Origin of the sequence: Borborobacter arsenicus, from assembly GCF_003934165.1 — a bacterium.
Taxonomy (GTDB): domain Bacteria; phylum Pseudomonadota; class Alphaproteobacteria; order Rhizobiales; family Rhizobiaceae; genus Pseudaminobacter; species Pseudaminobacter arsenicus.
Window position 1 is genome coordinate 517452 of sequence record NZ_RKST01000001.1, and the last position, 14132, is coordinate 531583.

Sequence of the window (14132 nt, forward strand, 5' to 3'; positions counted from 1 at the left end):
TTTTCCCCAACCCTGTTTAGTGCTAATATTCCCACTCTGGCCGAGCGCAGGACCACCTGCTTCAGGCAGGATTCCAGCAACTTGGCAAGGTTTACGCCTCGCGTCAGCCACCTGCGGCGCACGGCTGTTCAGATTTACACCCCCTGCTGCGCGGACACGATCTGTCCGTGCACATGGCATGCCGGGAGGAAAGAATGGCATTGGCCGATTGGAGACTGGAAGGCGAGTGGATCAAGAATTGCAGTTGCGCCTATGGCTGCCCCTGCGATTTCAACGCAAGGCCGACCCAGGGCTATTGCGAGGGCCTGGCGGGCATGCACATCACCAAGGGCCACTACAAGGATGTGCCGCTCGACGGATTGAGCTTCTTCGTCACCGTCCACTTTCCCGGCCCGCTGCATGAGGGCAATGGCCATGCCCAGCCGATCATAGACGAGCGCGCCAATCCACGGCAGCGCGAGGCGTTGACGGCGATCCTGTCGGGCGAGAACTCGGCGGAAGGAACGCTCTTTCACATATTGAGCCTGATCGTCACCAAGCTGCACGACCCGGTCTTTGCCCCGGTCGAATTCAGCTTCGACCAGCAGGCCCGCACCGCGCGTCTGGTCATTCCCGGTGTCCTGGAAACCGAAGTGGAGCCGATCCGCAACCCGGTGACCGGCGACCCGCACCGCATTCAGATCATGATGCCGGAAGGCTTCGAGCACCGCATGGCCGAGGTCGCTTCCGCCAATATCCGCAGCATGGCTGCGATCAAGTTCGAGACGTCCGGAATGCACAGCTCGCTGGCCTATGTCGTGCATACGCCAACAGGCGTCGCCGCCTAGGGACAAGGCGTGGCGCTGCTGGCGAGCCTGCACCGGCATGACCGGGCGATTGTCGTCACCGCCCTCCTGGGAGTCGTCGTGATTTCCTGGGCATATCTTCTGTTCGGCATCAAGATGCCGGCGCCGATGCCCGGAATGGAAGGCATGGCAATGCCTGCAAACTGGAGCGCCGCCTATCTGGCGCTGACGTTGGCAATGTGGCTTTCGATGATGGCGGCCATGATGCTGCCGAGCGCCACGCCGATGCTGCTGTTTTACGATTCCATCATAAGGCGGCAAAATCCGCTCGATAGCACCGTCAGCCCCACCGCCTTGTTCGCACTGGGTTATCTGGTCGTCTGGGCAGGATTCAGCGTTGCGGCAGTTGTCCTCCAATATGGCCTCGACCGCGCTAGCCTGCTCTCGCCGATGATGAGGACCACCAGCACGGCGCTGGCCGGCCTTATCCTGCTTGCCGCCGGCATTTACCAATTGACGCCATTGAAGCAGGCATGTCTTCGCCACTGCCGCTCGCCGCTCGATTTCGTCATGACATATTGGCGCAAAGGCCGGGCCGGCGCCCTGGCGATGGGCCTGCGACACGGCCTTTATTGCCTGGGCTGCTGCTGGATGCTGATGCTGCTGCTTTTTGCCGGCGGCGTGATGAACCTCGCTTGGATCACCGGCATCGCCCTGTTCGTGCTGATCGAGAAAGTGGCGCCGGCCGGCCACTGGATCGGCAGGGCAGCCGGTGTCGCGCTCATTCTATGGGGCGGAACGGTCCTGGCATCTCTTGCCTGAACCGTCTGTTTCAATCCGGCAGGACCTTCCCCGGATTGAGGATATTGTCGGGGTCGAGCGCGCGCTTGATTGCCCGCATGACATCGACGGCCTCGCCCAATTCGTGGCGCAGAAAGCCCATCTTGCCCTGCCCGATGCCGTGTTCGCCCGTGCAGGTGCCGTCCATGCCGATCGCCCGCATATTGAGCCGCGCGACAAACTTTTCCGCCTGCGCGATCTCGGCCGGATTGCTCGTATCCATCAGCACCAGCACATGGAAATTGCCGTCGCCGACATGACCGACGATCGGTGCGACCAGACCCATTTCGGCAATGTCGGTCTCGGTTTCAGCAATGCATTCGGCGAGCCGCGAGATCGGCACGCAGACGTCGGTCGAAAGGCCCTTGGCGCCCGGCCGCAGCACGAAAGAGGCCCAATAGGCCTCGTGCCGTGCCTTCCACAGCTTCGCCCGCTCCTCGGCAACACTGGTCCACAGGAACGGCCCGCCGCCATGCTCACTGGCGATTTCGCCGAACATCTCCGCCTGCTCGGCCACACCGGCGTCGCTGCCATGGAACTCCACGAACAGGCATGGGCTTTCAGGATAATCGAGCCTGGAATGGAGATTGATCGCCCGCATCTGCAAGGCGTTAACCAGTTCGATGCGCGCCACCGGAATGCCCATCTGGATGGTGGCGATCACCGCCTGGCAGGCCGCCTCGACGCTGGGAAACGGGCACACGCCGCCCGAAATCGCCTGCGGGATGCCGTAAAGCTTGAGCGTCAGCGAGGTGATGATGCCAAGCGTTCCTTCCGAGCCGACCAGAAGCCGTGTCAGATCGTAGCCGGCCGCGCTCTTCTTGGCCCGCTTCGCCGTGGTGATCGCGCGGCCATCCGCCATCACCGCCGTCAGGGCCAGCACATTGTCACGCATAGTGCCGTAGCGCACCGCATTGGTGCCGGAAGCCCGCGTCGCCGCCATGCCGCCGAGGCTGGCATTGGCGCCAGGATCGATGGGGAAGAACAGCCCGGTATCGCGCAGATAGGCATTGAGTTCCTCGCGCGTCAGCCCCGGCTCGATGGTCACGTCGAGATCTTCGGAATTGACACTAAGCACCCGGTTCATCCGCGACATGTCGAGCGAAATGCCACCGCCCGGCGCATTGACTTGCCCTTCAAGAGAGGTGCCGGTTCCGAACGCCACCACCGGCACGCGATGTTCGGCACAGGCGCGCACGATCTCCTGCACCTCCGCGACCGTCTGAGGAAAAACGACGCCATCCGGCATCTGGGTTGGAATATAGGTCGTGGTGTGCGCATGCTGCTCGCGCATGGAATGGCCGGTCTGGAAGCGGTCGCCGAAGCGCTGCCTGAGAATGCCGACCGCCGCCGCGATGCCGGCATCGTTGCGTTGCACACCCTTGACGTCGCTCAGGGCCATTGTCTTCTCCGCAATCAGACTATCCATGCCCCCGGGAGGCATTTATGGATGCCTACTCCCGGAGCGCCAAAAGAGAAAGCGATTCGATGGCAATTCCCGCACCCTTCATTTCCAGCGTCATCGAGGTCGAGAAGGACTGGATCGATTATAACGGCCATCTCAACATGGCCTATTACAACGTCATCTTCGACCGCTGTGCCGACCAGGCGCTGGCCGCGCTCGGCATGGGGCTCGACTATGTCCAGGGCCGCAAGCTGACCATCTACACCGCCGAAGTCCATCTCTGCTATGTGCGCGAACTGCATCTGGGCGACAAGGTGACCGTCACCTTCCAACTCGTCGATCACGACGAAAAGCGCCTGCATGCCTATCAGGAAATTCACCACGCCGATGGCTGGCTGGCGGCAACGTCGGAAACCATGTCGCTGCATGTCGACATGAGCGGCCCGAAGGTCGCGGCCTTCCCTTCCGACATCATGGAAAATGTAGCGGCGATGCGTGCCGTGCATGCAACACTGCCGGTTCCTCAGCGCGTCGGCCGGTCCATCGGCATCAAGCGCAAAAGCGCCTGAAACATACTGATTTCACTTAATTTTATTAAAATTTTAATGGTAAATGAACTGTTAACCTTAAGGGCTTTTCAACAGTTTGAACCATTCCCGCGGGTTGATATCGCCTCGGCGGGGGGCAAAATCCGGTCATGACGACTCAGAGATCGGAATGGCGGTGGGGGGCGCCGTCCGGAGGACTGGAATGAAAATAGACGTAGCTCAACTGTCCAGCCGCCTGGCATCCGATCATTCGATAAGTGACTATGATTTCTGGCGCGCGCTAAAGACAATAAATAACGAGCTTTACCGCATCGAACGTCTTCGGCTTCCTATCCCGATGCAGATGATCTACGCACGCGAGATCATAAAGACTGCCCGCCGCAAGAGACAGCCCCACCGGGCGTAAAATTATACTTTATAGTCACCACGAGGAAGAAACTCCCGCCAAGTCGTCAGCCGCTTTACTCGACACAAGGTCCCATTGCTGAAGCAGGTGCTCCGGATGGTTTTTTACCATCCGGATTAACCAAGGCCCTGCTCTGAACAGCAAGCTTACGCCAGCTTTTCCTTGAAGAAGGCGATGGTGCGACCCCAGGCGAGATCGGCCGCCTGCTTGTTGTAGCGCGCTTCGGAAGTGTCGTTGTTGAAGGCATGCTGCGCACCATCATAGATGTAGATGGTGAGCTCCTTGCCGGCCGCCTCCAGCGCCGCCTTATAGGCGTCGATCCCGGCATTGATGCGCTCATCCTGCCCGGCATAGTGCAACAGCAGCGGCGCCTTGATCTTGGCCACCTCCTCTGCCTTTGCCTGCCGCCCGTAATAGGCCACGCCAGCGGCAAGATCCGGGGCATTCACCGCAAGATCGTTCACCGCACCGCCGCCCCAGCAGAAGCCGACCGCGCCGACCTTGCCATTTCCACCTTCATGCCCCTTCAGATAGGCAACCGTTGCCACGCCATTGGCGATGGTCTGGCCCGCATCGAGTTCGCCAAACATTTCCCGGGCCCTGTCCTCATCCTCGGGCGTTCCGCCAAGCGGCGACAGGAAGTCGGGCGCGAGCGCCATGAAGCCTTCCAGCGCGATGCGCCGGGCGACGTCCCTTATATGCTCGTTCAGGCCACGATTCTCGTGGATGACGATGACAGCGCCCAGCTTGCCGTCATTATCCGCTGGGCGCACGAGATAGCCCTTCATCTCGCCTTCACCGCCTGGATAGGAGATGTCCTCCGCCTTCAGCCGCGCATCATCTTGCGCCACAATGGCTGCACGGGCGGAATTGGCGGCCAGCATCGGCGCGATCGCCGCGGCGGCCGCACCCGAGCCGGCGAGCCTGGTCAGTTTTTCCATGAAACCGCGCCGGTCCAGCGTCAGATGGGTGTATTCGTCATAGGCGTCGATCATCGCCTGGGTGATGGTCGGCTTGCTCATCGTCTTCCTCCACATGTCGTTTATGGGGAGAAAGGATAGGGGCTGCCCCCCGCCGGTCCAGTAACGCCTCGGTGATGGGGATTGCGGGCTGCATATCGGCCTGCCGGGATTATGCGGTGGATATGCGGGGCGCAGACGCCGCAAATGAGCACAAAACGGCAACAACGCTGGTCTTTCAGGCCCGAATCACTACATTCGCAGGTAATGCCCGATTTTCCAGACGATATGCCGTTTTTCGACGAAGAGCCGATGCCGCGTGCTGGCGCCGGCGGTATCGCCGCGCGCGCCATGGCGGCGCGCCGTCCGCCGGCGCCGAGCTATCTCGACGGCCTCAATCCCGAGCAACGGTTGGCGGTGGAAACCACGGAAGGCGCGGTGCTGGTGCTGGCCGGGGCCGGCACCGGCAAGACGCGGGTGCTGACCACGCGCATCGCGCATATACTCAGCCTCGGTCTGGCGTACCCCTCGCAGATCCTCGCCGTCACCTTCACCAACAAGGCCGCCCGCGAGATGAAGAGCCGCATCGGCCTTTTGGTCGGCGAGGCGATCGAGGGCATGCCGTGGCTGGGCACCTTCCACTCCATCGGCGTGAGGATGCTGCGTCGCCATGCCGAGCTTGCCGGACTGAAATCGGGCTTCACCATTCTCGACACCGACGATGTGATCAGGCTCATCAAGCAGCTGATCCAGGCCGAAGGTCTGGACGACAAGCGCTGGCCGGCGCGCCAGTTCGCCATGATGATCGACGGCTGGAAGAACAAGGGGCTGGGTCCATCCGAAATCCCCGAAGGCGATGCCCGCGCCTTCGCCAATGGCAAGGGCCGAGAGCTTTACAAGGCCTATCAGGACCGGTTGCAGACGCTGAACGCCTGCGATTTCGGCGACCTGCTGCTCCACCCGATCCGCATCTTCCGCCAGCACCATGACGTGCTTGCCGAATATCACCGCCGGTTTAAATACATCCTCGTCGACGAGTATCAGGACACCAACACCGCACAATATATGTGGCTGCGATTGCTGGCGCAGCGGCCGAAGCAGCCATCTTCTCCCCGTTCACGGGGAGAAGATGCCGGCAGGCAGATGAGGGGCGGCGCCCTAACATCCGATGTTGGCGCCGGCTCCTCATCCGGTCCTTCGGACCACCTTCTCCCCGTGAACGGGGAGAAGGAAGGACAGGTCAACATCTGCTGCGTGGGCGACGACGACCAGTCGATCTATGGCTGGCGGGGTGCGGAAGTAGACAACATCCTGCGCTTCGACAAGGATTTCCCCGGCGCGACCGTCATAAGGCTGGAGCGCAACTACCGCTCCACCGCCCATATCCTCGGCGCCGCCTCGCATCTGATCGCGCATAATGAGGGCCGGCTCGGCAAGACGCTGTTCACCGACATCGCCGATCCGGAGGACGCCAAGGTCAATGTCCATGCGGCCTGGGATTCGGAGGAAGAGGCGCGCGCGGTGGGCGAGACCATCGAGCAGTTGCAGCGCCAGAAGCACAATCTCAACGACATGGCGATCCTGGTGCGCGCGTCCTTCCAGATGCGCGAGTTCGAGGACCGTTTCGTCACGCTGGGACTCAACTACCGCGTCATCGGCGGCCCGCGCTTCTACGAGCGGCAGGAAATCCGCGACGCCATGGCCTATCTGCGCGTGGTGGCGCAAGGTGCGGACGATCTCGCCTTCGAGCGTATCGTCAACGTGCCCAAGCGCGGGCTTGGCGAAGCCGCCATCCGTCAGGTCCACGATACGGCACGCGCGCTGCGCGTTCCCATGCTGGAGGCAGCGGCCAAGCTTGCCGAAAGCGACGAGTTGAAGCCAAGGCCGCGCGCGGCACTGCGCGAGGTGGCGGCCAATTTCGCGCGCTGGCAGGCAGCGCTGGAAACCACGCCGCATACGGAACTCGCCGAGATCATCCTGGAAGAATCCGGCTACACGGAAATGTGGAAGAACGACCGCTCGGCCGAAGCGCCGGGCAGGCTCGAAAACCTCAAGGAACTGATCCGTTCGATGGAGGAATATGAGTCGCTGCGCTCCTTCCTCGAACATGTCGCGCTGGTGATGGATGCCGAGCAGAATGAGGAGATGGACGCCGTCACCATCATGACGCTTCATTCCGCCAAGGGGCTGGAATTCGAGACCGTGTTCCTGCCCGGCTGGGAAGAAGGCCTGTTTCCACACCAGCGCTCGCTGGACGAAGGCGGCCGCTCCGGCCTGGAGGAAGAGCGCCGGCTCGCCTATGTCGGGCTCACCCGCGCCAAGAAGAACCTGCATATCTGGTTCGTGTCGAACCGGCGTATCCACGGCCTGTGGCAGTCGACCATACCCTCGCGCTTTCTTGATGAACTGCCCGAGGCCCATGTCGAGATCGCCGATGCCGGCAATAGCTATGGCGGTTATGGCGGGGGCTCGTTCGCCGGCGGGCGTGGGGGCCGCCAGAACCCTTATGGAGCCTCGCGCTTCGACAATGTAGGCTACTCCGGGGGCGGGTCATTCTCGAATACTTACGCCACCCCTGGCTGGCAGCGCGCGCAAGCAAACCGCACCGAGGCGACGGATCGCAACTGGGGCTCGCGCTCCGGCCATGCGGTCGAGCGCATCGGCTATGGCGAGACCGATTCCACATATGGCGCCGGGCGCGGTTCGGTCAAAAGCCGCACCATAGACGGCGAACTGGTGGCCAAATCCGTTTCCGACGCGCCCTCTCCCTTCAAGGTCGGCGACCGCGTCTTCCATCAGAAATTCGGCAACGGCAATGTGGCGGCTATCGAGGGCAACAAGCTTACCATCGATTTCGACAAGGCCGGCCAGAAACGGGTTCTGGATGGCTTCGTCACCAGCGCGTGACGGCGGCCAAGGCCACCGATAGATCAGCCCACGCGCTGCAACACTGCAGCTACCTGCGGCGCGTGTGAAGAGCCGGCAAGGTGCCGGGGCGAAAGTTGCACATTATCGATCAGGCGCGTCTGACCGAGCCACGCCGCCACCAGCAGGCGTGCTGGTCGGTCGAGTTCAGCCAAGGGCAGCAAATCCTCTTCCGAGCGGAGCTCCAGATATTCGACCTTATCGTAGCCGGCAGCAAGGATTGCTTCGCCCGCTTGCGCTAGCACCTGGCCGACTGGCGCGCCTTCGGCCATCCGTTCGGTCGCATCGAACAGGACCGGCGCGAGCTTCGGCGCTATCTGGCGTTCGGCCGGTGAGAGACGGACATTGCGGGAAGAGAGAGCCAGACCGTCGGCCTCGCGAACGGTCGGGCAGGCAATGACCTCGATTGGAATATCGAGGTCGCGCGCCATGCGCCGGACCAGAAGCAGTTGCTGGAAATCCTTTTCGCCGAAGAAAGCGAAATCGGCGCCGGTCTGCAGAAACAACTTGGCAACGACAGTCGCCACGCCGTCGAAATGACCGGGCCGGAAGGCACCACACAGGCCGTCGCTGACGCCGTTCACCGAAACATTGGTCGAAAAGCCGTCCGGATAAATCTCCGCCGCCTGCGGTGCGTAGAGAAGATGCGCCCCAAGAGGCGCGAGTTTTGCCGCGTCGTCCTCCTCGGTGCGCGGATAGGCGGCAAGGTCGGCGGCGCTGTTGAACTGCTTGGGGTTGACGAAGAGCGTCACGATCACCCGGTCGGCCTTTTTCAGTGCGGCCCGCACCAGGCTCAGATGCCCTTCATGCAGAGCGCCCATGGTCGGCACGACGGCGACCCGCAGGTTTTCGCGGCGCCATCCGGCGACAAGTGCGCGCAGTTCGGCGACGGTTCTGACGATGGGGACGCTCATGCGGTTTCTCCCTCCGCAGCCTTTTGCGGCAGATCGGCAAATACATGCTCTGCGGCGGGAAAACGCCGCGCGCGAACCTCGGCCGCATAAGCGGCGATGGCCTGATCCGCGCCATTGCCGAGTTCGGCATAGCGCTTGACGAATTTCGGCCGGAACGAGGTGAACATGCCGAGCATGTCGTCCACCACCAGCACCTGGCCGTCGCAGCTGGCCGAGGCACCGATGCCGATGGTCGGGATGGCAAGTTGCGCGGTGATCCTGTCGGCCAGCGCCGCGGGTACTTTCTCCAGCACCACCGAGAAGGCGCCGGCTTGTTCTACCGCCGCTGCATCGCGCATGATGCGCTCCGCATCCTGCCCGCGCCCCTGAACCTTGTAGCCGCCCACGGTGTTGACCGCCTGCGGGGTCAGGCCGATATGCGCCATGACGGAGATGCCGCGATGCACAAGAAAAGAAATCGTCTCCGCCATGGTTTCGCCACCCTCCAGCTTGACCGCAGCACAATCTGTCTCGGCCATCAGCCGGGCAGCGTTGCGGAAGGCCTGTTGCGGACTTTCCTCGTAGGAGCCGAACGGCATGTCGACGACCATCAGTGCCTTTTGGAGACCCCGGCGCACCGCCTTTCCATGCATGATCATCATGTCGAGGGTGACGCCAAGCGTAGAGGGCAGGCCGTGAAGCACCATGCCGACGCTGTCGCCGACAAGAACGATGTCGCAATGCGCATCGACAAGCCGGGCCATCGGCGTGGTATAGGCCGTCAGGCAGACGAGCGGGTCCCCGCCCTTGCGCGCCGCCAGAACATCGGGCGGCGTGAGGGCTTTCGTCGCACCGGTCACGCTCATGGCATCTCCTTCCCTTACGTCAATATAAGGGCGTGTCGCACAATTTTGTGCAGTTGCGAAGAGCCAATGTCCATATTCTTCAGAAGCCCGGGCGGCCGGTCACGGCGGCCCAGCCTGGCTAATCCTCATCCGGCCCGGCAAATGGCGCGGATGGCCTCAAGCCTCGATCTCAAGGGCGGCAAGCGGCCTTGAGCAGCAGGCGAGGATAAAGCCGTCGGCGATCTCATGGTCGAGGATACCGCCATTGTGGCTCATCTCGACCTCGCCCGAGACTTTTTTCACCTTGCAGGTTCCGCAAAGGCCGAACTCGCAGGCGGCGGGAATGCGTACCCCCGACGCACGCGCGGTCTGCAGCACCGTCTGGCCAGAAACGCACTCGGCGTCGACATCGGAAAGCGAGAAACGGATCGGCACTGTCTCTGCCGCGGGAGCACCGTCCGGTGCCAGCCGCAGCTCGTCGACGAAAGGTGCCGGCACCGGCTCCACTGGCGACGCGCCGAAACTCTCCTGATGGTAATGTGCCATGTCGAAGCCGGAGGATTCCAGCATCGCGCGCACCGCCCGCATGAAGGGCTCCGGCCCGCAGCAGAACACCTCGCGTTCGCGGAAATCCGGCGACAGGAGCGGCAGTCGCACCGCATCGAGGCGACCCATATGGCCGAACCAGCTTTCGCGGCTCGACCGCTCCTCGATCATGAAACCCAGCGAAAGGCCGGGCATGCGCGAGCCGAGCAGCTCCAGTTCCTTGCGGAAGATGATCTCCTCCGGCCGGCGCGCGCAATTGACGAAGGCGACGTCGGTCTGGGGGGCAAAATCATTCAGCCAGCGCAGCATCGACATCATCGGTGTGATGCCGGACCCAGCCGAAATGAACAGGTATTTGGCCGCCGGGTGGTCGTGCAGCGAAAAATTGCCCCCGGGCCCATAGGCCTTGAGGCGCTCGCCGGGCTTCAGATGCTCGAACATCCAGCGCGTGCCGATGCTGCCTTGCTGCGCCTTGACGGTGACGGCAATCGAAAATGGCCGCGACGGTGATGACGACAGCGTATAGGTGCGCATGACGGAGCCTCCCTCCACGGGAAGCTCCAGCGTCACGAACTGGCCCGGCTTATAGCGGAACCAGGTCTGGTTGTCGGAACGGAAGATGAAGGTCCTCACTTCCGGCGCCTCGTCGATGACGCCGATCACTTCCAGCACCTGAAGCCGATCGTTCCAGGGCAGCATCTCGTCGAGATGCTTGTAGAGGCTCACCGTCGCATTCATGGCCGCCTCCTCTATGCCACGTTCTTCAATGCCGGCTTGTCGCTCTCGGCCAATCGAGGCCCGATGAAGTCGGCATACCATTCGACGAACTGGATCACGCCGCCCTCATGGACTTCCGAATACGGGCCGGGTTCATAGGCCGGCGAGAGGATGCCGAACGCGTTTTCTTCCACGATGCGGCGGTCCTCGTCATTGGTCATCGCCCAGACATGGGTGAGTTCATCGAGGTCATAGTCGACGCCTTCCACCGCATCCTTGTGGACCAGCCATTTGGTCGTCACCGCGGTTTCGGTCGGGCTGATCGGGAGCACCCGGAAAGTGGTCGCGTGATCGATCAGGACATGGTTCCACGTCGTCGGATAGTGATAGAGCATCAGCGTGCCGATCCGGTCCGCCGTCACGGCGTCCGACAGGTTCCGCTTGACGGCCGGCTTGCCGGTCATGGTGTAGGAGACGGCATCGCGCAGCAGCGGCGCGCGCGTGGTGCGGTATTGGCCATGGTCGTCGATGCGGAAACGCGAAGGTAGGCCTGCCACCTCGCAATGCGCCCAATGCGCCAGCATCTCCGGGTCGCTGTCCACGCTGGGGACGCCGGTGATGGTGGGGGCTTCAGGGAAAGTCTTGCACAATTCGGGATGATTGGCCGCGCAGTGATAGCATTCGCGGTTGTTTTCCCACACCAGCTTCCAGTTGCCTTTTTCAATGATGGTCGTCTCATGCGCGACCTTGGCATTGGCAAGGTTATGCGGTGCGAAATATGGCTCCATCATCGCACGGAACGAAGCAAAATCGGCAGGTTCATCAGCAAGGCAGATGAAGATATAGCCGGCCACACTTTCGCAGGCGATCGGCTTGAGGCCGAAATCTTCCTTGCAGAAACCCTCGCCCATCTGCCGCGCAAACAGCAAACTGCCGTCCAGCTCATAGGTCCATTGATGATAGGGGCAGACGAGCTTGGCCGCGGTGCCCTTTTCAGCCGGGCACACCCGGCTGCCGCGATGCCGGCAGGAATTGTGCAGGGCACGGATCTGGCCCTTCTGGTCACGGACGATCACCACCGGATAGGCGCCGATCTGCAGCGTGAAATAATTGCCCGCCTTGGGCAGCTCGCAATCATGGCCGACGAAGAGCCAGTCACGATACCAAATCAGCTCCATGTCGAGCTTGAAATAGTCGGGGTCGATATAGAAGGGCTGCTCGAGCGAGAAGCCCTGGCGGCGGCGTTCAAGCCGTCTCAGCATTTCAGTCCTGGTATCCATGTCCTGTCCTCTGCAATGCAAGGACTGAACTTGGTGGTGATTTCAGGGGAGAACGCCTGCGGACCGGCCGAAGGCCGTGCAGCATCCGCCTCTTGACCGCCCACCGCGATCAGTCGGTTCAACATGCTCAAGGCTGGTTTTCGGGCTTCGGAGCCGTCCTCCCGGACTGTCCCGACACCTTCCCAGGCTTTTTTGCCCAGTGGTTATCTGTCGGCCTTTCAGCTCCGCTACCGTTGCGGGGGCAGCGCCGGTTTCCGACCGGCTTCCCAATTAACCCGCCAACTTTCGCGTTCGGGGCACCTCAAGCGTCCTCATCTAATCATCGTTCGAAGACTGCAGTGCTCGCGAAAGCGACATGGCTCAAGCGCAAAGGCGACAGCGGAAAATACCTTCACGGCGAACTGACACCATGCTTGGAATCGAGCCTCGCGCGTTGCCTGTCAGATCATGAGCCATGCCGTTCGAGCGCCTTCACCCAGGGCCGGCAAAAGACTGCGGGGGCTTGGGAGAGGAGAGCATGCTTGGTGCCGTCCTTCGCCTTCGCTTAGACAGCCACAACCTGATGCAACCTTTGAGATTGTATATTGATAGTTTGTTTAAACTTTTAGTTGTAATTATTTCTATGCAGGCATGAGCCTGCTCTTCCGCTTCACGGCGGTACCTCCGGCCCCTTCCGTTACGCACCCCCGCAAACGGAAGGGGTTCGGCGCCGGCCTGGAACGCCGGAACATGAAAAATGGCGGCGGCGGCGCCTCGCCCGCACCGGGAGGAAGATGTGGCGACAAGAAGTGTCTGTGCCTTGCTGCTCGCAATCTCGACGGCCCCGGCTCTTGCAGATCCGTCTCCGGTTTCGGTCACCACGAGCGTTGAGCGCCACCACACCAGCAACGCGCTCGACAGCTCATTTGCCGTGCCGGATTGGTATACGCTCATGCGCGGTTCCCTGCAGCACCAGTGGCAACACGAGACAGGCTATGTGCGTCTCGGCGCGGAGGCCGAGGCAAGCCGCTACGACACGATCTCAATCGAGAACGACCGTGCCGCCGTTCTGCAACTGGAGGCCACCGGAAAAACCTCCCCCGAACTGGAACTGCGCGGCGCTCTGACCTACCGCATCTCCTCGCAAGGCGACGACCTGCCAATCGCAACGTTGATCCTCGGCACGCGCACGAAAAAGCAGGTTTTCGCGGCGGAAACCCAGATCGGCATAGATCTCGGCGGCGGCACGGCGCTGGTGCTCGAACTGGCCGACGCCTATGAGAAGATTGGCGCGGCGCGCTTCCAGCAATCGCTGCTTGCCCCGGCAAAACTCGACCCCGACCGCAACCGCCTCGTCGTCGGCGCCCGACTGGTGCGCAGCGTCGGCCCGCTTGCCTATGGCGTTTCCGCCTCCACAACCAGCGTCGCTGTGGAAGAGCTCGGTTTCCCGCCTGTCGGTCTCTCGCTGTCGCAATATGCGCTTCGGCTGGAAGGCGCCTGGACGGATGCCGATGCCGGTTCGCTTAACAGCGCAATCGGCTTCGAAATGCTGCGCGGTGCGGAGGGCATCTATGAAGATATCCGCCCCACCTACCGGGTCGCCTTCGCCAAGCCGCTGCCGAACGGCTTCGAATTGCGCGGCGCGCTGTTTGCCCGCTTCGAAACGGCCGACAGCGACGATCCCCTCGCCTCCTGGCTGCGGCGCGGCGAAATCGAGGCACGGTTGCGCGTTTCGGACCAGCTGTTGCTGGCTTCCGGCCTGTTCGGCGAATCGAAGGACAATCTGCTGCTGGAAAACCAGGAGCGCGCCCACGGCGCCTATGCCGAGGCAAGCTATGACGCGACCAGAACCATGGCGCTGGTGGTGCGCGTGGACTTCACCGACCGCTTCCTGACGGTGCTCGACGAGCGCCGCAAGACGCTGGACGCCTTTGTCGGCATCAGGACCAAACTATAGGGCACGCCCGGTCCAACGCCGACGGGAATAGGGCGGGAAGGCCGTTG

The 14132-nt window shown here is 62.1% G+C and carries 11 protein-coding genes and 1 riboswitch; of the genes, 5 read left to right on the top strand and 6 right to left on the bottom strand.

Going from position 1 to position 14132, the window contains the following annotated elements:
* Positions 1-194 precede the first annotated feature (194 nt).
* Both EET67_RS10075 and EET67_RS10080 read left to right on the top strand, forming a co-directional pair.
* Positions 195-827: a DUF1326 domain-containing protein gene (locus tag EET67_RS10075; RefSeq protein ID WP_128625994.1), complete on the top strand. Its 633-nt coding sequence runs from the start codon at positions 195-197 to the stop codon at positions 825-827.
* 9 nt (positions 828-836) lie between these two features.
* Complete coding sequence (locus EET67_RS10080; protein ID WP_128625995.1) at positions 837-1607, top strand: DUF2182 domain-containing protein; 771 nt, start codon at positions 837-839, stop codon at positions 1605-1607.
* Positions 1608-1617: 10 nt separating this feature from the next.
* Here the strand turns inward: EET67_RS10080 and EET67_RS10085 are convergent, their stop codons facing one another.
* The gene (locus tag EET67_RS10085; RefSeq protein ID WP_128625996.1) at positions 1618-3027 is read right to left on the bottom strand and encodes an FAD-binding oxidoreductase; all 1410 of its coding nucleotides are present in this window, start codon (positions 3025-3027) and stop codon (positions 1618-1620) included.
* A gap of 86 nt (positions 3028-3113) precedes the next feature.
* Between EET67_RS10085 and EET67_RS10090 the strand changes: the two genes are divergently transcribed.
* Positions 3114-3599, top strand: coding sequence for a thioesterase family protein (locus EET67_RS10090; protein ID WP_128625997.1), 486 nt, complete (start codon positions 3114-3116; stop codon positions 3597-3599).
* Between the two features lie 531 nt (positions 3600-4130).
* Here the strand turns inward: EET67_RS10090 and EET67_RS10100 are convergent.
* Positions 4131-5006: a dienelactone hydrolase family protein gene (locus tag EET67_RS10100; protein WP_128625999.1), complete on the bottom strand. Its 876-nt coding sequence runs from the start codon at positions 5004-5006 to the stop codon at positions 4131-4133.
* 204 nt (positions 5007-5210) lie between these two features.
* Here EET67_RS10100 and EET67_RS10105 point away from each other — a divergent pair, with 204 nt between their 5' ends.
* Positions 5211-7850, top strand: a complete 2640-nt coding sequence (locus EET67_RS10105; protein WP_128626000.1) for an ATP-dependent helicase — start codon at positions 5211-5213, stop codon at positions 7848-7850.
* Between the two features lie 23 nt (positions 7851-7873).
* Here EET67_RS10105 and panC read toward each other — a convergent pair whose 3' ends face one another.
* The 4 genes from panC to EET67_RS10125 all read right to left on the bottom strand — a co-directional run bounded on the left by panC (position 7874) and on the right by EET67_RS10125 (position 12149).
* Complete coding sequence (panC, locus tag EET67_RS10110; RefSeq protein WP_128626001.1) at positions 7874-8782, bottom strand: pantoate--beta-alanine ligase; 909 nt, start codon at positions 8780-8782, stop codon at positions 7874-7876.
* Positions 8779-9627, bottom strand: a complete 849-nt coding sequence (gene panB / locus EET67_RS10115; protein ID WP_128626002.1) for a 3-methyl-2-oxobutanoate hydroxymethyltransferase — start codon at positions 9625-9627, stop codon at positions 8779-8781. The genes panC and panB overlap by 4 nt, the downstream gene beginning before the upstream one ends.
* Positions 9628-9783: 156 nt before the next feature.
* A complete protein-coding gene (locus EET67_RS10120) occupies positions 9784-10890 on the bottom strand; it encodes an FAD-binding oxidoreductase (RefSeq protein WP_128626003.1) in 1107 nt (368 codons plus the stop codon).
* Positions 10891-10901: 11 nt separating this feature from the next.
* Positions 10902-12149 (bottom strand): aromatic ring-hydroxylating oxygenase subunit alpha, encoded by a 1248-nt coding sequence (locus EET67_RS10125; protein WP_128626004.1) that lies wholly within the window; start codon positions 12147-12149, stop codon positions 10902-10904.
* 114 nt (positions 12150-12263) lie between these two features.
* Positions 12264-12468: riboswitch (cobalamin riboswitch) on the bottom strand.
* 456 nt (positions 12469-12924) lie between these two features.
* On the opposite strand from EET67_RS10125, the gene EET67_RS10130 reads away from it, so the two are divergent.
* Entirely contained in the window at positions 12925-14085 is a 1161-nt protein-coding gene (locus EET67_RS10130) for a hypothetical protein (protein ID WP_128626005.1), read from the top strand.
* Positions 14086-14132: the final 47 nt, after the last annotated feature.

Bases quoted from the DNA above. Each gene is read 5' to 3' on its own strand.
- EET67_RS10100 (WP_128625999.1), bottom strand. From the start codon at position 5,006: ATGAGCAAGCCGACCATCACCCAGGCGATGATCGACGCCTATGACGAA.
- EET67_RS10125 (WP_128626004.1), bottom strand. From the start codon at position 12,149: ATGGATACCAGGACTGAAATGCTGAGACGGCTTGAACGCCGCCGCCAG.
- EET67_RS10105 (WP_128626000.1), top strand. From the start codon at position 5,211: ATGCCCGATTTTCCAGACGATATGCCGTTTTTCGACGAAGAGCCGATG.
- EET67_RS10085 (WP_128625996.1), bottom strand. From the start codon at position 3,027: ATGGCCCTGAGCGACGTCAAGGGTGTGCAACGCAACGATGCCGGCATC.
- panB (WP_128626002.1), bottom strand. From the start codon at position 9,627: ATGAGCGTGACCGGTGCGACGAAAGCCCTCACGCCGCCCGATGTTCTG.
- panC (WP_128626001.1), bottom strand. From the start codon at position 8,782: ATGAGCGTCCCCATCGTCAGAACCGTCGCCGAACTGCGCGCACTTGTC.
- EET67_RS10090 (WP_128625997.1), top strand. From the start codon at position 3,114: ATGGCAATTCCCGCACCCTTCATTTCCAGCGTCATCGAGGTCGAGAAG.
- EET67_RS10120 (WP_128626003.1), bottom strand. From the start codon at position 10,890: ATGAATGCGACGGTGAGCCTCTACAAGCATCTCGACGAGATGCTGCCC.
- EET67_RS10075 (WP_128625994.1), top strand. From the start codon at position 195: ATGGCATTGGCCGATTGGAGACTGGAAGGCGAGTGGATCAAGAATTGC.